The following is a 20,970-nucleotide window of genomic DNA, read 5'->3' on the forward strand; positions in this document are numbered from 1 at the left end:
TTTGCGTGGGCTAGCGCGCTCAAGGGACAAGTTTAATGCCACTCACCCGTGGCCGTATCGGGGGATATGATTCCGAACGCTTGGCGTTCGGTTTCACCATGATGCACGGCGATCAGGAAGTTGAATGCCAGATCAGCGACGCCGCAATGGACGAGCTGGCCGGTACGCGTGGAACAGCCAGCATGGCGCGGCAGGCGCAATTCGTCGCGTTGCGCGACGCGGTCGAACAGATTGCATCCGACATTTATGACAGCGGCCCGATGGTCAAGGGCGTCACGGTCCGGATCTTCACCAAGCACATCGCCAAGGAACCGAGCTAGCGGCCGAACTCTTCGGTGCGCGCGGCTCGCCACAAGGTCCATAGCGTGCGAAGGCGCGAGACCGGTTTCGGTAGAAACGGATCGTTGTCGGCTGCCCTCGCCCGGCTCAGCTCGCGCCTGACGTGGGCGAGCGGCAGGAAGATCGGCCGCACGCCGGATGGTACGTCCGCAAGCAGCCCGAACGCGGTCTTGAGATGGCCTTGCGCTTCGTCCGCAAGCTGATCGATCGCAGCGCGGATGTTCGGCGTCGGCTTGCCGGCAAACACCTCCTCCTTGCTGCCGCCGTGCTGCTGCAGCAGCTGCAACGGCAGAAACAGCTGCTGCCGCGATGCGTCACGGCCCAGCGATGCAATGACCTGCGCCATGCCCTGGGCAAGGCCGGCATGGCGGGCCAGGTGATCGATCGCCTCCGATGGCCGCGCCACCACGCGCGTGGCCTGCGAGAACAGCGCCGACGCCGTGGCGTCGAGATAGCCCTCGAGCGCGGCCAGCGTCGGCATCGGGTCGTTGTAGAGATCGAACTGGTGCTCCTCGACCAGCTGTGAGAACGGCGAGACCGGCAGGCGGTGATTGCGGATCGCGTAGAGCAGCTCGGCCGCGACCGGATTGCCCTCGACGCCGCCGTGCCCGGCGCCTGCCAACATGTCGGTCCACCATTGCAGCCGCATCTCGCCGGGCAGCGGCTGGCTGACCTGCTCGTGCACGCGCGAGACCTCGATGTTGAAGGCATAGATCGCGAGCAGCGCCCGGCGCTCCGGACCCGGCAGGAACAAGGTCGACGCGTAGCGCACGAAGTCATGGGTCCGCACCAGATCGGCGCAGAAGGCTGCGCCGTCCCTCGGCGCCTCCACCGCGCTCATGGCACCGCAATCAGCGCAGCCGCGACCCGGCGCCGCTCACCCAGCATGATGTTGTAGGTGCGAATCGCAGGGCCCGTCTGCATCGGGTCGAGCACCACGCGGACCGCACGCAGGGCCTCGCGTAGGCCCTTTGGCGGCACCCAGACCTCGGTGCCGGTGCCGACGATCAGCGTGTCGATCGCATTCGCTGCCGCAAACACCTTTTGCAGCGAATATTCGTCGATGTCCTGCGGCCTCGTGACCGGCCAGGCCCAGATCGAGTCCGGCAGGCACAACAGCGAGCCGCGATGCGACATATCGGCAAACGCGAAGCCGCCCTTGCCGTAGGCCTCGATCGGCGCCGACCTCGGAAGATGGGGAGCGTCCGAGGGGTTGCTCATGACCGGCTACTTCTTGGCTGCCGCCGTGTCCGGCTTCTTGGCCGGCGCATCCTGCGCCTCACCCCGCGTGGTGTGAACGCCGAGATAGATCAGGATCGGCGCCGCGATGAAGATCGAGGTGTAGGTGCCGACCAGCACCACGCCGAACATCATCACGGCGGTGAAGCTGTGGATTGCCTGGCCGCCGAACAGCAGCAGTGCGAGCAGCGCCAGCGTCACCGTGACGTGGGTGATGATCGAACGCGACAGCGTCGAGTTGATCGATTCGTTCAGCAGCTGCGGCATCGGCATCTTCTTGTAGCGCCGCAGCATCTCGCGGATACGGTCGTAGATGACGACGGTGTCGTTGAGCGAGTAGCCGAGAATCGTCAGCAGCGCCGCGATACTGGTGAGGTCGAAGTCGACCTGGGTGATCGACATGAAGCCGATCGTGAGCACGATGTCGTGGACGTTGGCGATCATTGCGCCGAGCGCGAACTGCCATTCGAACCGGAACCAGAGATAGATCAGGATACCGACGATCGCGAGCATCAGGCCGAGCATGCCGTAGGCGAGCAACTCGCCGGAGACGCGCGGTCCCACCACTTCGACGCGGCGGTAGTCGACGTTATCGCCGAGCGCGCCGCGGATCTTGCCCACCGCGTCCTGCTGGGCCTTGTCGCCACCCGGTTGTTCGGCGACGCGAATCTGCACGTCTGCCTCGCCCGAACCGCCGAGTTGCTGCAACTGCACCTCGCCGAGACCAAGGCCGTTCAGGGTCGTGCGCATTGCGGCAATGTCGGCGGTGCCTGACTTGGCCCGTACTTCCAGCAGCGTGCCGCCCTTGAAGTCGATGCCGAAATTCAGGCCATGGGTGAAGAACAGCGTGATGGCGAGGATCGAGAGCAGCGCCGAGATCGGGAAGCTGATGCGGCGGAAGCGCGTGAAGTCGAAATGCGTATCGTCGGGCACGATGCGCAGCGACGGCAGCAGACCGAGCACTGCGACCACGGTCAGCACGGCAATCAGGATGCCAAGGCCAATGAGAACGGTATGGGTCACAATAGGCCTCTCAGATCGGCACGGTTTGCGGCCGCTTCCACCGCACCCATGCGGCGACGATCAAGCGCGTCAGGGTAAAGGCAGTGAACACCGTGGTGATGATGCCGATGCCGAGCGTCACGGCAAAGCCGCGAACCGGCCCGGTGCCGATATAGAACAGCACGGCGGCGGCGATGAAGGTGGTGATGTTGGAGTCGAGGATGGTCGCCAGCGCCCGCTTGAAGCCGGCGTCGATCGCCGAGATCGCGTTGCGGCCGCCGCGCAATTCCTCACGGATGCGCTCGTAGATCAGCACGTTGGAGTCGACCGCGATGCCGACAGTCAGCACGATGCCGGCGATGCCGGGCAAGGTCAGCGTGGCGTTGAGCAGCGACAGCAGCCCGAAGATCATGGCAACGTTGATGGCCACCGCGATGTTGGCGAACACGCCGAACAGCCGATAGGTCAGCAGCATGAACACGACGACCAGGATCGAGCCGACATAGGCCGCAAGCTCGCCCTTCTCGATCGAGTCCTGCCCGAGGCCGGGACCGACGGTGCGCTCCTCGACCACGGTCAGCGGCGCCGGCAGCGCGCCGGCGCGCATCAGGATCGCCAGATCGTTGGCCGACTGCACGGTGAAGCTGCCGGAGATCTGGCCCTGCCCGCCGGTGATCGGCTCGCGGATCACCGGCGCCGAGATCACCTTGTTGTCGAGCACGATCGCAAACGGCTGGCCGACATTGTCGGCGGTGGCCTGGGCGAATTTGCGCGCTCCCGACGTGTTGAACTTGAAGCTGACGATCGCCTCGCCGGTGCGCTGGTCAAAGCCGGGCTGGGCATCGGAGAGCTCGCCTCCGGACACCAGGACCTGCTTCTTGACGACATACGGAACCGGCGGCGGCGACGCGCTCATCAACAGTTCGGAGTCCGGCGGCACCCGGCCCTGCTGGGCCTGATCGGCCGACACCGAGGTGTCGACCATGCGGAATTCCATCTTCGCGGTTTTGCCGAGCAGCTCCTTCAGATGGGTCGGGTCCTGCAGGCCCGGGACCTGCACCAGGATGCGGTCAGTGCCCTGGCGCTGGATCACAGGCTCGACGGTGCCCAGCTCGTTGACGCGGCGCTCGACGATCTGGATCGACTGCTCGATGGTCTTGCGCATCCGCTCGATCATCGCGGGCTGCGACACAGTCAGACGGACCAACCCGCCCCCGGCATCGGTCACGTCGACATCGCGCTGGCCGCTGGACCCGAGCAAGCCACCGATCGGCTGCGCAACCTCGCGAAGCTTGGTGATCGCCGCCGGAACATCGGCCTCCTTCGTGATCCGGACCTCAACACCGTCGTTGCGGATCTGCACGCCGCCGTTGAAGAGGATCCTGGCGTCACGCAGCGCCTTCCTTGTGTCGTCGCGGACCTGCTCGAGCTTCTCCTTCTTCACGTAGTTGGAGTCGACCTCGAGCAGCAGATAGGAGCCGCCCTGCAAATCGAGGCCGAGGACGAGGCGCCGCTGCGCCCAGGTCGGCCAGGTCTTCACCTGCGCTTCGGGGAAGAAATTGGGCACGGCGCACAGGCAGACCACCAGCGCTGTCAGGATAATCCCCAGCGCTCGCCACCGCGTGAAATACAACATCGAATTGACCTGTCAGATTCGGCAAAAGGCTTCCGCGGCGATCAGCTCGCGGATGCCTCGTCCTTGGCGTCGCCCTTCGCCGGCTCACCCTTGGTCCGCACGCCCGAAATCATCTGCCGCATCTGCCGCACGCGGACGCCGTCCGAAATCTCGAACTCGATCTGGTCGTCGTCGACCACCTTGGTCACCTTGCCGACGAGGCCGCCCGAGGTCACCACGGTGTCGCCGCGGCGGATGTTCTTCACGAGGTCGGCATGGTCGCGCACCTTCTTCTGCTGCGGGCGCAGAATCAGGAAGTACATGATGACGAAGATCAGCGCGAATGGCAGCAGCGACATCAACATGCTGTTGGTGTCACCACTTGCTCCAGCCTGAGCAAACGCAGGAGTAATCAGCATTCGGACGATCCTCGGATAAGACGGGAAAGAACCGGCAGTGCCCTCGACCTTCGGGGCGGTATGGCGGTCCGGACAAATTCGCGCGGACTATAGCGGCCGCGGTCCCAATTGCAACGTTAACGGACCTTCATTTAGGGCGCTTGCGGGACTGCCGCCAGCCCGATAAGGCTGCGCCGACAGGAACTGGACAAATGCCGAAAAAAGCCAAAAAAACAACCAGCAAAACCGCCCCCAAAGCTGCCGCCAAGCGTACCGCAAACGCCGCGACAAAACGCCCGGCGACGGCGCTCGACGGCGCGGCCGCCGAGCGGATCGCGAGCGCCCTGGAAGCCATTGCGAGCCGCCTCGCAGCCGCCTCCCCGGCGTCCGATCCGGCTCGCTCGTTCGGCGCCGCGGACGCCTTTGTCTGGCATCCGGACGGCCGCCTTGCCCCGGTGCCGCGCGTCAGCCGCGTCGAGATCGGCCTGCTCAAGGGCGTCGACCGGATGCGCGACATCCTGATGGAGAATACCGAGCGCTTCACCAACGGACTGCCCGCCAACAATGCGCTGCTGTGGGGCGCCCGCGGCATGGGCAAGTCGTCGCTGGTCAAGGCCGTGCACGCCAGCATCAATGTCGACCGCAAGCCGGCCGACCGGCTGAAACTGATCGAGATCCATCGCGAGGACATCGAGAGCCTGCCCGGCCTGATGGAGCTGCTGCGCGGCTCCTCGTTCCGCTTCATCGTGTTCTGCGACGACCTCTCCTTCGACGGCAACGACGCCTCGTACAAGTCGCTGAAGGCGGTGCTGGAAGGCGGTATCGAGGGACGCCCCGACAACGTCATCCTCTATGCCACATCGAATCGGCGCCATCTGTTGGCGCGCGAGATGATCGAGAACGAACGCTCGACCGCGATCAATCCGGGCGAAGCGGTCGAGGAGAAGGTGTCGCTGTCGGATCGCTTCGGCCTCTGGCTCGGTTTCCACCGCTGCAGCCAGGACGAGTACCTCGCAATGGTGAAGGGCTATTGCAACCATTACGGCATCAAGATCGGCGAAGACGAGCTCGAGCGAGAGGCGCTCGAATGGTCGACCACCCGCGGCTCGCGCTCGGGCCGCGTCGCCTGGCAGTACACCCAGGAGCTTGCCGGCCGGCTCGGCGTGCGGCTGAGCGGGGCCTAGCGCAAGCGGCGCTTGCAGCGGACCGCGGGCCTTCTGAATTCGGCGCGGCATGGGTACACTCGGACCCATGCCGGCCAATCCAAACATGACTGCGAGACGCTGTGGCGAGTGCACCGCTTGCTGCGATGGCTGGCTGAAGATCCGGATTCGCGACCACGACGTCCATCCCGGGCAGCCGTGCCCGTTCAGCAGCGTGGGCAAATGCACGATCTACGCCGAGCGTCCGGTCGATCCCTGCCAGAATTTCGTCTGCGGATGGCTGGCACCGACGAGCCCGCTGCCCGACTGGATGCGTCCGGACCGATCCGATCTCATTTTCCTTCCCGCAAACTTCGTCTGGCGGACGATCCCGGTTGACGTCGCGGTCGCCGTCGGCGCCCGCCCGAAGGCAAAGGCGCGTGCCTGGCTCGAAGCCTTCAGCCGTGACATGCGACGGCCCCTGCTGCTGCAGTCGGACGGCGAATGGCACGCGTATGGGCCGCCGCAATTCCTGCGCGAGATGGTCGACCGGATATCAGGCGGGCTCGATCCACTGGGGTAATATAAAACCTCAAGCGAGTGCGCCCTCGCCCGGATTTGGCATTCATTATCCCAATTTCGCTGTCTGATGTTGCGTTGCGATTATAATCTGTCAGCAACACTGACGCAGTTCACAAAGAGCCATTACATCAACAACTTCAATCTGCAGCAAGTAAGTCAAATTTTATTCCGAATCTCACCATGCGACAAATTGATGCAGTGCAGAAGTACTATAGTACCCTTTATGTCACACAGCACGTTTATCGCCTTGCGCGCGTTCGGCACCGGTGTATCTGGCATTTCGTATACCTTAGAATTTCCGCCCGTTTGCAGCCCCTGCACCCCGCAGAGGCAACTGGCAAATGGGGGAATGAATGAAGAAAAGACTTCTCGCAGGAACGGCATCCGCTGCGGTGTGCCTGGCGCTCATGCAAGGCCCGATGCACGCGGCAACGCTCGACGACGTTATGGCGCGTCTGGATGCACTCGAACGAAACAATGCGAAGCTCGCCAAGGAGAACGCTCAACTCAGGGACCGCGTGAACCACATCGCGAGCCACCCGGCTCCGCCCCCAACCGCAGCCGCCACCCCACCAAAGGGCAATCCGGTCCAGCACGCGGGCGTTGCGCCCTCACCGACGCCACCACCGCCCGAACACGCCGTCGTCAGCATCGGTGGCGCGCCGCTCTACACCAAGGCGACCGGCAGCAACGCCTTCGTCGACAACACCACCGTCACGCTCTACGGTCACGTCGACCTCTCGGGCGACTTCTTCAACGCCGGTGTGTTCGATCAGGGCAACAAGTTCGGCGTTGCGAGCAACCTCACCTATTTCGGCGTTCGCGCCCGGCACAATCTCGAGCCGTATGGCTTCGCCGGATGGGCCGCGGTGGCGCAGTTCGAATCGCTGGTCGAGGTTGCCGCGACGCCAACCGAGCGCGCCGCGTTCGGCACGCGCGACAGCTATATCGGAATGGAAACGCCGTGGGGTGCGATCAAGGCCGGCAAGGCCGATACGCCGTACAAGAAATCCACCGCCAAGTTCGATCCTTTCTCGGCGACGCTCGGCGACTACAATTCGATCATGGGCAACACCGGCGGCGACCTGCGTGCCGAGTTCGATTGGCGCGCCGCGCACGCGGTCTGGTACGAGTCGCCGATCTGGAACGGCTTCCAGGCGACCTTGATGGCTTCGCCGGGACAGAACACGGCGCGCGACAACAGCGATTTCGCGCTCGGCGACTTCAACTGTCCGGGCACCTCGGCCCGCGGCAGCGGTAGCGGCTTCCCGCTGACCGCGGCGCCGGAGGGCTGCACCGACGGCTCATACGGCAACCTCTACAGCGCATCGCTGACGTACAATCAAGGACCGTTCACCGCTGTCGCAGCCTATGAGATGCATGAGGGCACCAACCGCACCGGCGACGAGGCGGTGACGCCGCTCAGCAATGGCGGCGTATTGATCGTGCCGCCAGGCGCCGTCGGCATCGCCAACGAATGGGCCGCGAAATTCGGCGCCGGCTACGGCTTCAACGACGGCATCGGCAAACTGCAACTCTACGGCATCTATGAGATCATGCGCCGCGAGAACACTGTTGCCGACTTCAACGAGCGGTCGCGTGACGGCTACTTCGTCAGCGCCACGCAATCGGTCGGCGCCTGGGACGTCAGCGCATCCTGGGCTCACGCCAACGCCTCGCCGGGTTCACCCGGGACCGGCGTGTTCAACAACTACACCGTCACTCCGGCGGCCGGCTCGGCTGACTTCGCGCTCAACAGCGTCGACAGCAGCGCCGATCAGTATGCGGCAGGCGTCAAGTATCACTTCAGCCCGTTCGCGACCTGGTATCTCGTCGGCAGCTATCTGCGCAACGGCCCAGGCGCGCATTACTGCCTCGGTGTGAGCGGTCACGGCTATGGCGTGTGCGGACGTGATGCCAACAACAACGTCGTTGCCGGCAACAAGGCCAAAGCAATCACGACCGGCATGACCTTCGACTTCTAGATTTTTGTTTGAGCATGATCCTTGCGGAAAACCGGCTTCCACTTTTCCGGGATCATGCTCCAAAACAAAACGGGGGAGGCTTGCACCTCCCCCGTTGTCTTTGTTGCGAGACTTGGAAGTCCCTTGGAAGTCCCGGCGCGTAGCTTATGCGCCGTTGAGGAACTGGAGCGGATCGACCGGAGACGATCCCTTGCGAATTTCGAAGTGGAGCTGCGGCGAGCCTGCCTCGCCGGTCTGACCCGACTTGGCGATCACCTGGCCGCGCTTGATCGTATCGCCGCGCTTCACCAGGATTTCGCTCGCATGGGCATAGGCCGTGACGTAGCCGTTGGAATGGCGAACCAGCACGAGATTGCCGTAACCCTTCAGCTCATTGCCCGAATAGGCGACGACGCCGTCTTCGGCAGCTTTCACCGGCGTGCCCTCGGGCACCGCGACGTTGATGCCGTCATTGACCTTGCCGTTGGTCTTCGAGCCGTAGGCGGTGATGACCTTGCCGCGCACCGGCCAGCGGAACGTCGGCAATGCGCCGGTGGCTTCGCTCGACTTGGTGACGACAGGCGTTTCTGCGGCGGCGACCGGCTGTTCGACCGTTGCGGTCGGCTGAACCAGCCGCGCGCTCTGCTGCGGCAGCGCCGTGGCGACGACCTTCGGGGCGGCCATGGCCGGCGCCGGAGCGACAGCGACCGGTGCGGCGGCAACAGGCTGCGCAACCGGCGCGGGAGCTGCCATCGCTGTCTTGGCGCCGGGCACCACGAGCTTCATGCCGAGGCTCAGCCGGGCCGACTGGTCGAGATTGTTGGCGCGCGCGAGCTCGGCCACCGGGATGTGATGCTGGCGCGCGATGCTGTGCAGCGTGTCGCCGCGATTGACATAGTGGACGCCGGCAGGCGCGGCCGCCATGGCAACGGGCCGCGTGGCCGGTGCGGCCATGGCGGGCGCTGCGGCGACGGCCCCCGGACGCGGAATGATCAGCTGCTGGCCGGGCGACAGCGCGCGCGGCCCCTTGTAGCCGTTGGCGTGCAGGATCTCGGCGGTCGACACATTGTAGCGGCGCGCCAGCACTTCCAGCGTGTCGCTGGTGCCGACGATGATGGTGGTGCCGCTATGCGAAGCATGCGCGGCGGCGACCGAATGCGGCACGCTGCCGGTGGCTTCGATCTGCGGGCGCGCCGGCGGCGGGGTGTAGGACGACATCCCGCGTCCGCCTCCGGAGACGCCGGCATTGGCGACCGGATAGGACTGCGGCGCGGCAACCGGCGGCGGCAATGGCTGCGACTGATACTGCGAATATTGCGGTTGGGTTCGCGGCCGCGCGTATTGCGGCAGCTCGCGCGGCGGCGGCGCCTGCACGGTGCCGGTCGGCTGCGGATCGAACGCAAACGGATTTTGCGAGTAGGAGTTTTGCGAGAAGCGCGACGACATGTCGGCACTGCAACCGGCAAAAGCCATGGACATCAGCGTCAGCACCGCAACCTGCGGCACGCGACGCGAGCGAAGCAACTCAACAACCCCAGACATGGTTACTCACTCGTACGCAACAAAAGACTGTTTTGAGTAAACACCTCGCGAGTAAATAACCGCTTAACCCTGCGAATAAGGCGTTGGTGCCAAGCAGCAAATCGCCAAAATTACAATTCGCGCGCGATTCCCGGCAGCGCCGGCACAAAGCGGACGTCGACGAGTTCCTTGCGGTCGAAGCCGCTCTCGGTCCGAACCACGCGGACCAGGGTCTGGGTGCCCTGGTGCGGTCCGACCGGGGCGATCAGGATGCCGTCCGGATCGAGCCGCTCCAGCAGCTTCTCCGGGATCTGCTCCATCGCCGCGGTGACGATGATGCGGTCGAAATCGCCCGCCCCCGCCGGAACGTCGAAGCCGTCGCCGAGCAGCACCTCGATGTTGTAATAGCCGAGCTTTTCAAGCCGTTTGCGCGCGCTGTCGGCCAGTGTCCGGTACCGCTCGATGGTCAGAACCTGCTTGCACAGCCGGGACAGGACGGCCGCCTGATAGCCCGATCCGGTGCCGATCTCGAGCACGCGGTGGTCCTTCTGCAGCTGCAGCTGCTCGGTCATGTAGGCCACGACGAAGGGCTGGCTGATGGTCTGCCCGCAGGCGATCGCAAGCGCGCTGTCGCGATAGGCCTCGTTGCGATCGCGCGGATCGACGAACATCTCGCGCGGCACCTCCTCCATCGTGCGCAGCACCGCCTGATCGCTGACCCCTCGCCGCCGCAGGGTGAGCTGAAACATCATCTTCTCGGTCGGATCGGGCTTCAGGGCCATGTTCATCAGCGTCTCTGGGCAGCAGCGCGGAATCTTGCTCCCGCTAGATGCCATTGAAATCCGAAATACCGCGTTAAGGAAAAATTTCCCGTCATCCTTTTGTTCCCGGCCAGGAACCAGCATGCTGATTTCGTGTTGGCGCCAATCCGCAAGCTTCCCATATAATCGACAGCGATGCGCTGATAATGCCGAGATGCGCGGGCGACGGTTGACCCATTGCCCCCCGTCAGAGTCTCGACGAATCTTGCGCAACGCGTCAGTCAGGACCATCCGGCGATGCAGCGGCGCGCGCTGGAAACCGACTAATTCCCAAACGTTTGCATTGCGCCTTGTAGTGTTATTTGCGAGCCTATTTCAGGGACGGGCAAGGATTCCATCATGACAGCGATACGGCCGGCGGGCTGTTCAGTTTTCCTCGTGGAGGACGAGGTCATGATCCGGATGATGGTCGCCGATATGCTGGAAGAGCTCGGCCATAGTGTCGCGGCCGAGGCCGGCGAAATCGGCGAAGCGGTCAAGCTCGCGCAATCGACCGAATTCGACCTCGCGATCCTCGACGTCAACGTCAACGGCAAGGTGATCACCCCGGTCGCCGAGCTGATCAACGCCCGCAATCGCCCCTTCATCTTCGCCACCGGCTATGGCTCGTCCGGCCTGCCTCCGGAATATCGCGACCGTCCGGCCCTGCAAAAGCCCTTCCAGCTGGAAACCCTCGCCCAGGTGATCTCCAGCGCGATGGGGAGCGCGCCGGTCTAGATCACCTGATCCGTAGCCCGGATGGAGCGAAGCGCAATCCGGGAAACCGTCCACACATTCCGAGCGGCCCCGGATTTCGCTTCGCTTCATCCGGGCTACAAGAGATCACTTCAGCGTTTCGACCAGCGTCTCCGAAAACACTTCATCGGTGCGATCGAGCCGCAGCGGCGTCACCGAGACGTAGCGCGCGGCAAGCGCAGCGAGATCGGTGCCCTCGGCCGGCGTATCCATCATCGCCGCGCGCTCGAAGCCGATCCAGAAATATGGATTGCCGCGCCCGTCGTGCCGGCGATCGATCTTCAGGAAGCCCTGATTGCGCTTGCCCTGCCGCGTGATGCGGATGCCCTTGACGTCATCGGGCATGCAGGACGGGAAGTTGACGTTGATAACGGTATTTCTCGGCACGCCGGCGTCGATCACCTTGCGGATGATGTCGGGTCCGAACTTCAGCGCGGTGTCCCACAGCGGCGCGTTGCGCGTCTCGATTGAGAATTCCTGCGAGAGTGCGAATGACGGAAAGCCCAGGATGGTGCCTTCGAGTGCGCCGGCGATGGTGCCCGAATAGACCACGTCCTCGGCGACGTTGCGGCCCTTGTTGACACCGCTGAGCACGAGATCCGGCAGTTTGTCACCGAGGATGTGGCGCGCGCCCATGATGACGCAATCGGTCGGCGTGCCGCGGACCGCGAAATGGCGCGGGCTGACTTCGCGCAGGCGCAGCGGATCGTTGAGCGAGAGCGAATGCGAGACACCGGACTGGTCGAGTTCGGGAGCAACAATCCAGACGTCGTCGGACAGGGCGCGCGCGATCTGCTCGACGACCTGCAGGCCGGGAGCGTGGATGCCGTCATCATTGGTGCAGAGAATTCGCATCCGTCAAAGTGCCTTTTGTTCCGATTCGACGCCGGTTTCTTGAATTACGGCTTCTTGAGTTGCGGGTTCTTGAGTTGATTGCCGTCTTAACCGGCTAGGGCCGCGGAGGCAAACCCGACGACGGCCCGCGCCAACGCGCCGACGTCACGCGCCAGGGCTGCAGAAACTTGCCGCTGCCGGCGATCTTGCGGGCGAAGACCGGCCAGGCCGGCCTCCGCACAACTTTGACGACGGGGACCAGCGGCGGCACTTCGAGTTTTTTGGCCGGCGCCGCCTGACGTCCATCGTCGAGGGCCTGGGACTTGAGAGCTTCTGATCTGACGGGCTCAGGCTTCCGAGGTTCGGGCTTGGGAGCCTCCCGTTGGGCAGGTTCAGCCTTGGTAGTTTCCTTGGCAGGTTCAGCTTTGGGAGATTCAACCGTACGCGCCTCAGGCCTGGGCGGCTCGGACGTGACCGGTGCGGATTGGCGAGGCTCGGGCTTTGCGGCCTTCGGGGGCTCCGATTTAGGCAGCTCCGGCCTGATAGATTCGACCTTGCGCGGCTCAAGCTTCGGCGTCTCAAGCTTGGGCAATTCGGGGCTGGGCGGCCGCGGTGTGGGCGCCTCCGCGGCCGGCGGTGGCGTTACCGATTTCGATTTCAGCCTCGCCAGCAGTTCCTCGATCGAGGGCACCGAAGCTGCGTCAAGCGGCGCACGTGGCGCGGCCGGCGGCGCCGCCCGGACCGGAGGTAGCGGTGCCACAATCGTCGTCGGCGGCGGCAGATCGTCCGGCGCCAATTGGGCGAACTTGCCGCGCGCGATCTCCAGCGCCTTGTCGAAGTCGGGCCGGTCGATCCACGCCTTCGACTGCACCTCGCTCACGCGGGCTTCCCACAAGCGCGCGGCCTCGATGTCGTAATAGCCCATCTGCTTCTGGTTGATCAGTTGCAGACCATGGCCGGTGACCGCCCATTGCTTGCCAAGCCAGTGGATGTCACGGTGGAGCGGCATCGCACTGGCCCTCGCCTTACATGCCGTGCTCGATGACCTTGAGCCCGCCCATATAGGGCTGCAGCACATCGGGCACCACGATCGAGCCATCCTGCTGCTGGTAGGTCTCCATCACAGCAATCAAGGCGCGGCCGACCGCCGTGCCGGAGCCGTTCAGCGTATGCACGAAGCGCGGCTTGCCGTCGGGGCCGCGGTAGCGCGCATCCATGCGGCGGGCCTGAAAGTCGCCGCACACCGAGCAGCTCGAGATCTCGCGATAGGCGCCGCCATCGCCCTGCCCCGGCATCCATACCTCGATGTCGTAGGTCTTCTGCGCGGAGAAGCCCATGTCACCGGCGCACAGCGTCATCACCCGGTAGTGCAAATCGAGCTTCTGCAGCACCTGCTCGGCGCAGGACAGCATGCGCTCGAGCTCGTCCTTGCTGGCTTCAGGCGTCGTGATCGACACCAGCTCGACCTTGGTGAACTGGTGCTGCCGGATCATGCCGCGCGTATCGCGTCCCGCAGCTCCTGCTTCGGCACGGAAGCACGGCGTCAGCGCGGTGAGCCGCATCGGCAGCTCTTTCTCGTCAAGGATGGATTCGCGCGCGAGGTTGGTCAGCGAGACTTCCGCGGTCGGAATGAGGCCGAGACGCTCGCTGCGCAGATCGGCGTTCGGCGCCGAGAGCAACTCACCCTTGATCGCCCAGAACTGATCGTCCTCGAACTTTGGCAACTGGCCGGTGCCGAACATCACGGCGTCGCGCACCAGCAGCGGCGGGTTGATCTCGGTGTAGCCGTGCTCGCCGGTGTGCAGGTCGAGCATGAACTGCCCGATCGCACGCTCCAGCCGCGCCAGCCCCTTCTTCAGCACGACGAAGCGCGCGCCCGACAATTTCGCCGCCGCCTCGAAATCCATGTAGCCGAGCGCGATGCCGAGATCGTCGTGCAGCTTCGGCGCAAAGCCGTAGTCGCGCGCCTTGCCGAACACATGGTGCTGGACATTGCCGTGCTCGTCGACACCGTCGGGCACCTCGTCAAGCGGCAGATTGGGAATCGAGGACAGCTGCTTCGTCAGCTCGTCATCGGCCGACTTCGCGGCCAGCTCGAGCTCGGGCATCGTGGTCTTGAGCTCGGCGACTTCGGCCATCAGCTTGGCCGCGCGCGCCTCGTCCTTGGCCTTCTTGGCGTCGCCGATTTCCTTCGACGCTGCATTGCGCCGCGCCTGGGCCTGCTCGGAGGCCAGGATCGCCGCGCGCCGCTTCTCGTCGATCGCCAGCAGCGACGGCGACAGGGCTTCAAGTCCGCGGCGTTTCAGGCCGGCGTCGAAGGCGGTCGGGTTGTCGCGGATCGCTTTGATGTCGTGCATGGCAGTCCTGATGGCGGGCTTGCAGATAACGTCGTACGTCAACGCTTGCGTTGTATGTTTCCACTACCACGACGGTCATCACCCGCGAAAGCGGGTGATCCAGTATTCCAGAGGCGTCAACGTGTGACGGAGGGGCCGCGACGGACTGGATACCCCGCTTTCGCGGGGTATGACGGCCGGGTATGTGATCAAATCACCCTACTCGGCCGGATTGGTCGCCGACGGCGCCCCGGACGAGGCGCTCGAGGTCGTGGCCTTCTTCTCCACCATGCGCACCGCGATGATGGCGCCCTCATAGAGCAGCAGCAAGGGGATCGCCAGCGAGGACTGGCTCAACACGTCCGGCGGCGTCAGCACTGCTGCGATGATGAAGGCGATCACGATGAAGTAGCGCCGCTTCTCTTTCAGCATCTTCGAGGTGACGATGCCGATGCGGCCGAGCAGCGTCAGGATCACCGGCAGCTGGAACGCGATGCCGAAGGCGAAGATCAGCGACATCATCAGCGAGAGATACTCACCGACCTTGGGCAGCAACTGGATCTGCGCCGTCTCCGCGCCGCCGGCCTGCTGCATGCCGAGCGAGAACCGTACCAGCATCGGCAGCACGACGAAATAGACCAGCGCCGCGCCCATCACGAAGAACACCGGGGTCGCGATCAGATACGGCAGGAAGGCGTTGCGCTCATGCCGGTAGAGACCGGGCGCGACGAATTTGTAGATCTGGGTGGCGACGATCGGAAACGAGATAAAGCCCGCGCCGAACAGGGCGAGCTTGAGCTGCGTGATGAAATATTCGAGCAGCGCGGTGTAGATGAACTTCGAATTCTCGGGGCCCGCGATCCAGACGAACGGCCAGACCAGCACGTTGTAGATCTGCTTGGCGAAGAAGAAGCAGATGATGAAGGCCACGGCGAAGCCGAGCAGCGCCTTGATCAGCCGCGAGCGCAGCTCGATCAGGTGATCCATCAAGGGGGCCTTGCTGGCCTCGATGTCTTCAGCGCTCATGACGCCCTCGCGTCCTTGAGCACGTCGGGCTGTGCCGGCGTGACGTCCTGCGGTGCCGGCTCGGGCTTCACCTCATTGGTGATCGCGAGCGGCTCGCCGGCGGCGGCATGCGTCTCGGCCTCGACGAAGGTTTCCGGCGTCGGCTCGGCAGGTGTCGTCGGCGTCACCGGTGCGTCGCTTGACGTCACCGGCGCGTCGATCGCCGAGGCGACCTGGGCATCGACCGGCTTGTCGATCTGCAGGGCGTCGCTGACGTCCTTCTGCAGCGAGGTCATGATGTTGCCGCTGGTGATGCCGGTTGCGGCTTCCCTGACCTCGTCAAAACTCTTCTTGAGGTCGGCCATCTCGGCCTCGCGCATGGCTTCCTGGAACTGGCCCTGGAATTCGGCGGCCATCTTGCGGGCCTTGCCCATCCATTGCCCGACCATGCGCAGCACGCCCGGAAGTTCTTTCGGGCCGATGGCGATCAGCGCGACGACCGCGATGACGACCAGTTCACTCCACCCGATATCGAACATGAATTGTTCCGCCTAAGCGCGCCATCGGCCCCATCGCTCCCAACAGGATGTGGGGCTGTCGGCGCCTTTTCTCAATCGGCGTCCATAGCGCGTCTCTGCGACGGCGTCACCGTTTCGCGCGAAGAAAAACGTCGAAATATACGTCAGTACAAGCGCGTTAGACGGCCTTGCTGCCGACGTCCTGGCGCGCGGCCGACGGCGTCGAATTGTGATCGATCGACTTGGTGGGCTCGGTCTTGTCCGCGACCTTGTCGTCGTCCTGCATGCCCTTCTTGAACGCCTTGATGCCCTGGGCGACGTCACCCATCAGGTCCGAAATCTTGCCGCGACCGAACAGCAGCAGGACCACTGCGATCACGACGATCCAGTGCCAAATGCTAAGCGAACCCATCCTGCAACCCTCCAGAAATGGCCGGCGGACCGGCCTGAACATGGCCGGAAGTTAGGCCCGCGGGGTGTCAAAAACAAGGACCTCTGCCGCGGCAAATCGCTGTCGCGGCTACGTAATATTGCTAGGCTTAACCGGGAATATTCCGCCCTATTCGCCCTTCTCGGCGCCGTCGTGATCGCCGGCGTCGTCGGCGCGCTCGTCCGGCTCGTCGGCGTCGGGTTCATCGGCGTCGGGCTCGGCCGCGTCAGGTTCGCCTGCCTCCACCTCACCGACCACTTCGGCTTCGGCCTCGGCGGTCGCTTCAACCTCGGCAGCGGCCTCGGGTTCGGTCTCGGTCTCGGTCTCAGCCTTCGGTTCCTCGGCCTCCGGCTCGACGGCCGGCGCCAGCAGCAGTTCCAGCGTATCGCCGGGCTCGAGCGGCTCCTCGTCCTCGCGCAGCGTCGCATCGTCAGATGGCGACGGAACGGAAAAGCCGGTCGGCAGACGCGAGTCGAGCAGACCCGTGCCCTTCAGCTCCTCGAGCCCCGGCAGGTCGCCGAGCGCTTCCAGGCTGAACTGAGACAGGAAGCCGTCGGTGGTTCCGAAGGTCAACGGACGGCCCGGCGTCTTGCGGCGGCCGCGCGGGCGGATCCAGCCGGTCTCCAGCAGCACGTCGATTGTTCCCTTTGACGTCACCACGCCGCGAATCTCTTCGATCTCGGCTCGGGTCACCGGCTGGTGATAGGCGACGATCGCCAGCACCTCGATCGCGGCACGCGACAGCTTCCGCGTCTCGGTGCTCTCGCGCGTCATCAGCCACGACAGATCGCCGGCGGTGCGGAACGTCCACTTGTTGGCGACCTTCACCAGGTTGACGCCACGCGGCGCATATTCCGCCTGCAACTGCGCGAGCGCCTGCTTGATGTCGACGCCGTCGGGCATCCGCTTTGCCAGCGTCGCCTGATCGATCGGCTCGGCCGATGCAAACAACAGGGCTTCAAGGAGCCGCAATTCCTCAGGACGCGCTACCGGATGATCCATAGGAGAAACCTCCTCCTCGGGCTCGTCTCTGCGCACTTCCGCCAAGCTTGCCATGGGCTTGCTCTCCTTCTTCCACTTACTCGACCGACTGGTCCGGCGCGGCCATTGCGGACTGCGCCTGACGCTTTCGGAAATAGATCGGCGCGAACGCCTGCTTCTGGTTGATTTCCATCTCGCCTTCGCGAACCAGCTCGAGGGCCGCGGCAAAGCTCGATGCGAACACAGTCGCCTTCTGGGTGGGATCGGCGACGTAGTTCATCAGGTATTCGTCGAGGCAGCTCCAGTCCTCGGCGATGCCGACCAGCCGCTCCAGCGAGGCGCGCGCTTCGGCGAGCGACCACACGGTGCGCTTCTGCAGATGAACCGTGGTCAGCACGCGCGACTGGCGCTGCGTGGCATAGGCCGACAGCAGGTCGTACAAGGTCGCGGTGAATTTCGGATGCTTGATCTCGGCGATCGATTCCGGATTGCCGCGCGGAAAGATATCGCGCTGGAACTGGGGCCGGTTCATCAGCCGGTTGGCCGCCTCGCGGATCGCCTCCAGACGGCGCAGCCGGTTGGCAAGCGCGGTCGCCATTTCCTCGGCGCTCGGCCCCTCCGCGCTCGGCGGCTCGGGCAGCAACAGCCGCGACTTCAGGAAGGCAAGCCAGGCTGCCATCACCAGATAGTCGGCGGCGAGTTCGAGGCGGATCTTGCGCGCCGCCTCGATGAACGAAAGATATTGGTCGGCGAGCGCCAGGATCGAGATCTTCGACAGGTCGACCTTCTGCTGCCGCGCCAGCGTCAGCAGCAGGTCGAGCGGGCCTTCATAGCCCTCGACGTCGACCACCAGCGCCGGTTCGCCCTCGGCGAGGTCGGCCGGCCGCCCGGTATCAAACGATAGAATTTCAGCGGTCATGCCGTCCCTACCCGATCCAACAACGCATCCAGTTCAGCCCGTGCCGCCTGCCGGTCGAGCGGCTGGGGCTGCTTCCGCGCGGCGAGCGCAGCCTTGGCGCGCTCAAGCGCCTTGCCGGTCAGTTCCGGCGTCTCCCGCGCGACCTCGCGCATTTCGTCGATATTGCCGTTGCAGTGCAGAATCACGTCGCAACCGGCGCTGACGATGGCGCGGGTCCGCTCGGCAATTGATCCGGCCAGCGCATTCATCGACACGTCATCACTCATCAACAAACCCTGAAACCCGATCAGGCCGCGAATCACCTCTTCGATGATTGTCGCAGAAGTCGTTGCCGGATGGACGGGGTCCAGCGCGCTAAACACAACATGTGCAGTCATCGCCATCGGCAGGTCCGACAAGGGCTGGAACGCGGCAAAATCGGTCCGTTCCAGCTCGGCTTTGGCGGTATCGACCGTCGGCAGGCGGAAATGACTGTCCGCTGTCGCCCGGCCATGGCCGGGAATGTGCTTGAGAACCGGCAGCACGCCGCCCTGTTCCAGCCCCTCCGTCACCGCACGCGCGATCGCCGCGACCTTCCCGGGTTCGGTTCCATAGGCCCGGTTGCCGATGACAGCGTCTGCCCCGGCCACTGGAACGTCAGCCAAAGGTAGGCAATCGACGGTGATACCGAGGTCGATCAGGTCGGCCGCAATCAGCCGCGAGCTGAGCCTAGCCGCGGCAAGGCCGAGCTTCGGGTCGATGTCGTAGAGCGCGCCAAAGCTCGCGCCGGGCGGATAGGCCGGCCAATGCGGCGGGCCGAGCCGCTGCACCCGGCCGCCCTCCTGGTCGATCAGGATCGGAGCATCGGCCATGCCGGCCGCAGACTTGAGTTCCCCAACAAGAGCCGCCACTTGGGCCGGACTCTCGATGTTGCGCTTGAACAGGATGAAGCCCCATGGCCGCTCGGCGCGAATGAATTCGCGTTCAGCGTCGTTGAGGGTCAGACCGGATATGCCCGTGATGAATGCGCGGTTCGTCATTCGGCCGATTAGGCCGTATGCAGCTCACGGGTCAAGGAAACGGCCTTTAATTTCTTTGGATGAGGCACTGCGGCCCACCGGCCGACATCAGGCTCCGGCACAGCTGGTTCGCCTCTTCCGACGACGCGAACGGGCCGGCGAAGGCGCGGTAGTAGACGCCCTTCTCGCCGAGATCGACGCGTTTCACCACCAAAGGCTGCGAACCGAGCACGTTGCGATACTTGCCCTGCAGCGTCCGGTACGACGCCTGCGCGTCCGCCTCGTTCTTCTGCGACGACACCTGGACCAGGTATCCGCCGCCGCCAACCGAAGCGGTCGAGGTCGACGCCACTCGGGTCGGGGGCGCGGCCGGAGCAGCCGCCCCGTCAGCCTGCCCGGGAACCAGCGACATTGGCGAGTTCACGCTGGCATTGGCTGCCGACGGATTGCCGCGTGACACCGGGGGCTTCGTCGTGGCGGGCTTGGCCGGCACGGCCGCGGTTGCCTGCGCGCCGTCAGGCGTGTCGCCGCCCTTGACCGAGAGGGTACGGATCTTGCGCGGCTCGTTGTTCGGCAGGGTCCCATTGGCGCTGAGCGGCGCCGGCGCGGGCTGCGCCGTCTGCACACTGGCGGCCGGCGGCGGGTTCGCATTGGCGTTCAGCGGCGGAAACACGACGCGCGGTCCGGCGGTCTTCGAATTGACGTCGACCGGGGTCTCTTCACGCGACACGATCTTTTCCGTGCCATCACCGGTCGCCATGCGATCCGGCGTCTTGGCCGGCGCATCGGCCTGGGCCGGAATCACCTTGGTCGGCGTGTTGTCAGCCTTGATGATCGGGGGCTCACCGGTTCGCGGCGAGCCGACATAGTTGCGATAGGCGAGCGCGCCACCGGTGCCGACCACCGCGAGCGCCACGACCGCGGCAACCGTCATCAGGCCACTGCTCCGCTTGCGCGGTTCGGGTTCTTCCTCGTACGCCTCATAGGCGTAGGGATCGTCCGGATAGGACGGATCGCGCTGCAGATCCTGCTCGCCGGCTTCCAGCTGGCCATAGAGCGCATCGTCATAGCGCGACGGATCCTGCCCCTGATCGCCGCCCTGATAATGCGGCTCCTCATCGAAGGCCTCAGGCTGCCGGGGGGGCTCGACCGGCCGATAGGCTGCGACCGGCGCGGGCGCAGGCGGCTGCGCCTGCTGGGCCGCATAACGGTGCAACGGATGCACCGGCTTCGGCTGATAGTCCTGCTCCGGCTCTTCGTATTCGGTGTGCTGCACGGGCGGCGGCGCGGCCGCTTCCTGCCGCGCGCGCCGCATCCACGGCGGCGGGCCTGCGGGCGGCGTGTCGTCCTCTTCCGCCTGCGGCTCATACTGTTGCGGTCGTGCATTGGCGCGCGACTGCAGCGGACGCGGCGGCGGCTTGTTGGCGGTACCGAATGGATCCGTCTGGCCGATCAGACGGGCCAGTTCAGCAAGCGGATCGCTCTCGGCCTTGGAGGCCGTGTCGGCGGAAAAATTTCGGTCCTGATATCGATCAGCCATTGTGATGATGCATCCCCTTCGGGACAGCGCCAAGATCGCCGGCACAGCCGG

At 64.7% G+C, this 20,970-nt stretch carries 21 protein-coding genes and 1 pseudogene; 5 read left to right on the forward strand and 17 right to left on the reverse strand.

Going from position 1 to position 20,970, the window contains the following annotated elements; translation table 11 throughout:
• Nucleotides 1–35 precede the first annotated feature (35 nt).
• A complete protein-coding gene (locus QDT69_RS07085; RefSeq protein WP_279705897.1) occupies nucleotides 36–320 on the forward strand; it encodes a DUF1488 family protein in 285 nt (94 codons plus the stop codon).
• On the opposite strand, the gene QDT69_RS07090 is transcribed toward QDT69_RS07085, so the two are convergent.
• Genes QDT69_RS07090 through yajC form a run of 5 tightly spaced genes read right to left on the reverse strand, consistent with a single transcriptional unit; the run spans nucleotide 317 to nucleotide 4,614 of the window.
• On the reverse strand, nucleotides 317–1,180 hold the full coding sequence (locus QDT69_RS07090) for a phytoene/squalene synthase family protein (protein WP_279705898.1): 864 nt from the start codon (nucleotides 1,178–1,180) through the stop codon (nucleotides 317–319). The genes QDT69_RS07085 and QDT69_RS07090 overlap by 4 nt on opposite strands.
• Nucleotides 1,177–1,560 (reverse strand): Mth938-like domain-containing protein, encoded by a 384-nt coding sequence (locus QDT69_RS07095; protein ID WP_021081228.1) that lies wholly within the window; start codon nucleotides 1,558–1,560, stop codon nucleotides 1,177–1,179. Before QDT69_RS07095 ends, QDT69_RS07090 begins: the two co-directional genes overlap by 4 nt.
• 6 nt (nucleotides 1,561–1,566) lie before the next feature.
• On the reverse strand, nucleotides 1,567–2,601 hold the full coding sequence (secF, locus tag QDT69_RS07100) for a protein translocase subunit SecF (RefSeq protein WP_279705899.1): 1,035 nt from the start codon (nucleotides 2,599–2,601) through the stop codon (nucleotides 1,567–1,569).
• A 10-nt stretch (nucleotides 2,602–2,611) separates the two neighbouring features.
• Complete coding sequence (gene secD, locus QDT69_RS07105; protein WP_279705900.1) at nucleotides 2,612–4,216, reverse strand: protein translocase subunit SecD; 1,605 nt, start codon at nucleotides 4,214–4,216, stop codon at nucleotides 2,612–2,614.
• A 41-nt stretch (nucleotides 4,217–4,257) separates the two neighbouring features.
• Nucleotides 4,258–4,614 (reverse strand): preprotein translocase subunit YajC, encoded by a 357-nt coding sequence (gene yajC / locus QDT69_RS07110; RefSeq protein ID WP_021081225.1) that lies wholly within the window; start codon nucleotides 4,612–4,614, stop codon nucleotides 4,258–4,260.
• 191 nt (nucleotides 4,615–4,805) lie between these two features.
• On the opposite strand from yajC, the gene QDT69_RS07115 reads away from it, so the two are divergent.
• The 3 genes from QDT69_RS07115 to QDT69_RS07125 all read left to right on the forward strand — a co-directional run bounded on the left by QDT69_RS07115 (nucleotide 4,806) and on the right by QDT69_RS07125 (nucleotide 8,302).
• Complete coding sequence (locus tag QDT69_RS07115) at nucleotides 4,806–5,777, forward strand: ATP-binding protein (protein WP_279705901.1); 972 nt, start codon at nucleotides 4,806–4,808, stop codon at nucleotides 5,775–5,777.
• Between the two features lie 85 nt (nucleotides 5,778–5,862).
• Entirely contained in the window at nucleotides 5,863–6,318 is a 456-nt protein-coding gene (locus QDT69_RS07120) for a hypothetical protein (RefSeq protein ID WP_279705902.1), read from the forward strand.
• A 352-nt stretch (nucleotides 6,319–6,670) separates the two neighbouring features.
• Nucleotides 6,671–8,302 (forward strand): porin, encoded by a 1,632-nt coding sequence (locus QDT69_RS07125; protein ID WP_279705903.1) that lies wholly within the window; start codon nucleotides 6,671–6,673, stop codon nucleotides 8,300–8,302.
• Between the two features lie 144 nt (nucleotides 8,303–8,446).
• Here QDT69_RS07125 and QDT69_RS07130 read toward each other — a convergent pair whose 3' ends face one another.
• Together QDT69_RS07130 and QDT69_RS07135 are read right to left on the reverse strand one after the other, a co-directional pair.
• Nucleotides 8,447–9,823 (reverse strand): LysM peptidoglycan-binding domain-containing M23 family metallopeptidase, encoded by a 1,377-nt coding sequence (locus tag QDT69_RS07130; protein WP_279705904.1) that lies wholly within the window; start codon nucleotides 9,821–9,823, stop codon nucleotides 8,447–8,449.
• Nucleotides 9,824–9,933: 110 nt separating this feature from the next.
• Nucleotides 9,934–10,590 (reverse strand): protein-L-isoaspartate(D-aspartate) O-methyltransferase, encoded by a 657-nt coding sequence (locus QDT69_RS07135; RefSeq protein WP_279705905.1) that lies wholly within the window; start codon nucleotides 10,588–10,590, stop codon nucleotides 9,934–9,936.
• 372 nt (nucleotides 10,591–10,962) lie between these two features.
• Between QDT69_RS07135 and QDT69_RS07140 the strand changes: the two genes are divergently transcribed.
• Nucleotides 10,963–11,340, forward strand: coding sequence for a response regulator (locus QDT69_RS07140; protein ID WP_279705906.1), 378 nt, complete (start codon nucleotides 10,963–10,965; stop codon nucleotides 11,338–11,340).
• A gap of 105 nt (nucleotides 11,341–11,445) precedes the next feature.
• On the opposite strand, the gene surE is transcribed toward QDT69_RS07140, so the two are convergent.
• The 10 genes and pseudogenes from surE to QDT69_RS07190 all read right to left on the reverse strand — a co-directional run bounded on the left by surE (nucleotide 11,446) and on the right by QDT69_RS07190 (nucleotide 20,919).
• Nucleotides 11,446–12,213, reverse strand: coding sequence for a 5'/3'-nucleotidase SurE (gene surE, locus QDT69_RS07145; RefSeq protein WP_279705907.1), 768 nt, complete (start codon nucleotides 12,211–12,213; stop codon nucleotides 11,446–11,448).
• A gap of 94 nt (nucleotides 12,214–12,307) precedes the next feature.
• Nucleotides 12,308–13,201, reverse strand: coding sequence for a hypothetical protein (locus tag QDT69_RS07150; protein WP_279705908.1), 894 nt, complete (start codon nucleotides 13,199–13,201; stop codon nucleotides 12,308–12,310).
• A 16-nt stretch (nucleotides 13,202–13,217) separates the two neighbouring features.
• Nucleotides 13,218–14,549 carry a serine--tRNA ligase gene (gene serS / locus QDT69_RS07155; RefSeq protein WP_279705909.1) on the reverse strand — a complete coding sequence of 444 codons (1,332 nt, stop codon included), beginning with the start codon at nucleotides 14,547–14,549 and terminating at the stop codon, nucleotides 13,218–13,220.
• A 198-nt stretch (nucleotides 14,550–14,747) separates the two neighbouring features.
• On the reverse strand, nucleotides 14,748–15,554 hold the full coding sequence (gene tatC, locus QDT69_RS07160) for a twin-arginine translocase subunit TatC (protein WP_279705910.1): 807 nt from the start codon (nucleotides 15,552–15,554) through the stop codon (nucleotides 14,748–14,750).
• Nucleotides 15,551–16,072 (reverse strand): Sec-independent protein translocase protein TatB, encoded by a 522-nt coding sequence (gene tatB / locus QDT69_RS07165; RefSeq protein WP_279705911.1) that lies wholly within the window; start codon nucleotides 16,070–16,072, stop codon nucleotides 15,551–15,553. The genes tatC and tatB overlap by 4 nt, the downstream gene beginning before the upstream one ends.
• 157 nt (nucleotides 16,073–16,229) lie before the next feature.
• On the reverse strand, nucleotides 16,230–16,463 hold the full coding sequence (locus tag QDT69_RS07170) for a twin-arginine translocase TatA/TatE family subunit (RefSeq protein WP_074126115.1): 234 nt from the start codon (nucleotides 16,461–16,463) through the stop codon (nucleotides 16,230–16,232).
• A gap of 369 nt (nucleotides 16,464–16,832) precedes the next feature.
• A pseudogene (gene scpB / locus QDT69_RS07175) lies at nucleotides 16,833–17,537 on the reverse strand (SMC-Scp complex subunit ScpB); the annotation flags it as partial.
• 22 nt (nucleotides 17,538–17,559) lie between these two features.
• Nucleotides 17,560–18,381 carry a ScpA family protein gene (locus QDT69_RS07180; protein ID WP_279705912.1) on the reverse strand — a complete coding sequence of 274 codons (822 nt, stop codon included), beginning with the start codon at nucleotides 18,379–18,381 and terminating at the stop codon, nucleotides 17,560–17,562.
• Nucleotides 18,378–19,400, reverse strand: a complete 1,023-nt coding sequence (nagZ, locus tag QDT69_RS07185; protein ID WP_279705913.1) for a beta-N-acetylhexosaminidase — start codon at nucleotides 19,398–19,400, stop codon at nucleotides 18,378–18,380. The genes QDT69_RS07180 and nagZ overlap by 4 nt, the downstream gene beginning before the upstream one ends.
• Before the next feature lie 46 nt (nucleotides 19,401–19,446).
• The gene (locus QDT69_RS07190; RefSeq protein ID WP_279705914.1) at nucleotides 19,447–20,919 is read right to left on the reverse strand and encodes an SPOR domain-containing protein; all 1,473 of its coding nucleotides are present in this window, start codon (nucleotides 20,917–20,919) and stop codon (nucleotides 19,447–19,449) included.
• Nucleotides 20,920–20,970 lie beyond the last annotated feature (51 nt).

Origin of the sequence: Bradyrhizobium sp. CER78, assembly GCF_029846235.1 — a bacterium.
In the GTDB taxonomy this organism is placed as follows: domain Bacteria; phylum Pseudomonadota; class Alphaproteobacteria; order Rhizobiales; family Xanthobacteraceae; genus Bradyrhizobium.

Bases quoted from the DNA above. Each gene is read 5' to 3' on its own strand.
- QDT69_RS07190 (WP_279705914.1), bottom strand. From the start codon at position 20,919: ATGGCTGATCGATATCAGGACCGAAATTTTTCCGCCGACACGGCCTCC.
- serS (WP_279705909.1), bottom strand. From the start codon at position 14,549: ATGCACGACATCAAAGCGATCCGCGACAACCCGACCGCCTTCGACGCC.
- tatB (WP_279705911.1), bottom strand. From the start codon at position 16,072: ATGTTCGATATCGGGTGGAGTGAACTGGTCGTCATCGCGGTCGTCGCG.
- QDT69_RS07140 (WP_279705906.1), top strand. From the start codon at position 10,963: ATGACAGCGATACGGCCGGCGGGCTGTTCAGTTTTCCTCGTGGAGGAC.
- QDT69_RS07095 (WP_021081228.1), bottom strand. From the start codon at position 1,560: ATGAGCAACCCCTCGGACGCTCCCCATCTTCCGAGGTCGGCGCCGATC.
- nagZ (WP_279705913.1), bottom strand. From the start codon at position 19,400: ATGACGAACCGCGCATTCATCACGGGCATATCCGGTCTGACCCTCAAC.
- QDT69_RS07125 (WP_279705903.1), top strand. From the start codon at position 6,671: ATGAAGAAAAGACTTCTCGCAGGAACGGCATCCGCTGCGGTGTGCCTG.
- QDT69_RS07120 (WP_279705902.1), top strand. From the start codon at position 5,863: ATGACTGCGAGACGCTGTGGCGAGTGCACCGCTTGCTGCGATGGCTGG.
- secD (WP_279705900.1), bottom strand. From the start codon at position 4,216: ATGTTGTATTTCACGCGGTGGCGAGCGCTGGGGATTATCCTGACAGCG.
- QDT69_RS07115 (WP_279705901.1), top strand. From the start codon at position 4,806: ATGCCGAAAAAAGCCAAAAAAACAACCAGCAAAACCGCCCCCAAAGCT.
- yajC (WP_021081225.1), bottom strand. From the start codon at position 4,614: ATGCTGATTACTCCTGCGTTTGCTCAGGCTGGAGCAAGTGGTGACACC.
- QDT69_RS07085 (WP_279705897.1), top strand. From the start codon at position 36: ATGCCACTCACCCGTGGCCGTATCGGGGGATATGATTCCGAACGCTTG.
- tatC (WP_279705910.1), bottom strand. From the start codon at position 15,554: ATGAGCGCTGAAGACATCGAGGCCAGCAAGGCCCCCTTGATGGATCAC.
- QDT69_RS07090 (WP_279705898.1), bottom strand. From the start codon at position 1,180: ATGAGCGCGGTGGAGGCGCCGAGGGACGGCGCAGCCTTCTGCGCCGAT.
- QDT69_RS07180 (WP_279705912.1), bottom strand. From the start codon at position 18,381: ATGACCGCTGAAATTCTATCGTTTGATACCGGGCGGCCGGCCGACCTC.
- QDT69_RS07150 (WP_279705908.1), bottom strand. From the start codon at position 13,201: ATGCCGCTCCACCGTGACATCCACTGGCTTGGCAAGCAATGGGCGGTC.
- surE (WP_279705907.1), bottom strand. From the start codon at position 12,213: ATGCGAATTCTCTGCACCAATGATGACGGCATCCACGCTCCCGGCCTG.
- QDT69_RS07135 (WP_279705905.1), bottom strand. From the start codon at position 10,590: ATGAACATGGCCCTGAAGCCCGATCCGACCGAGAAGATGATGTTTCAG.
- QDT69_RS07130 (WP_279705904.1), bottom strand. From the start codon at position 9,823: ATGTCTGGGGTTGTTGAGTTGCTTCGCTCGCGTCGCGTGCCGCAGGTT.
- QDT69_RS07170 (WP_074126115.1), bottom strand. From the start codon at position 16,463: ATGGGTTCGCTTAGCATTTGGCACTGGATCGTCGTGATCGCAGTGGTC.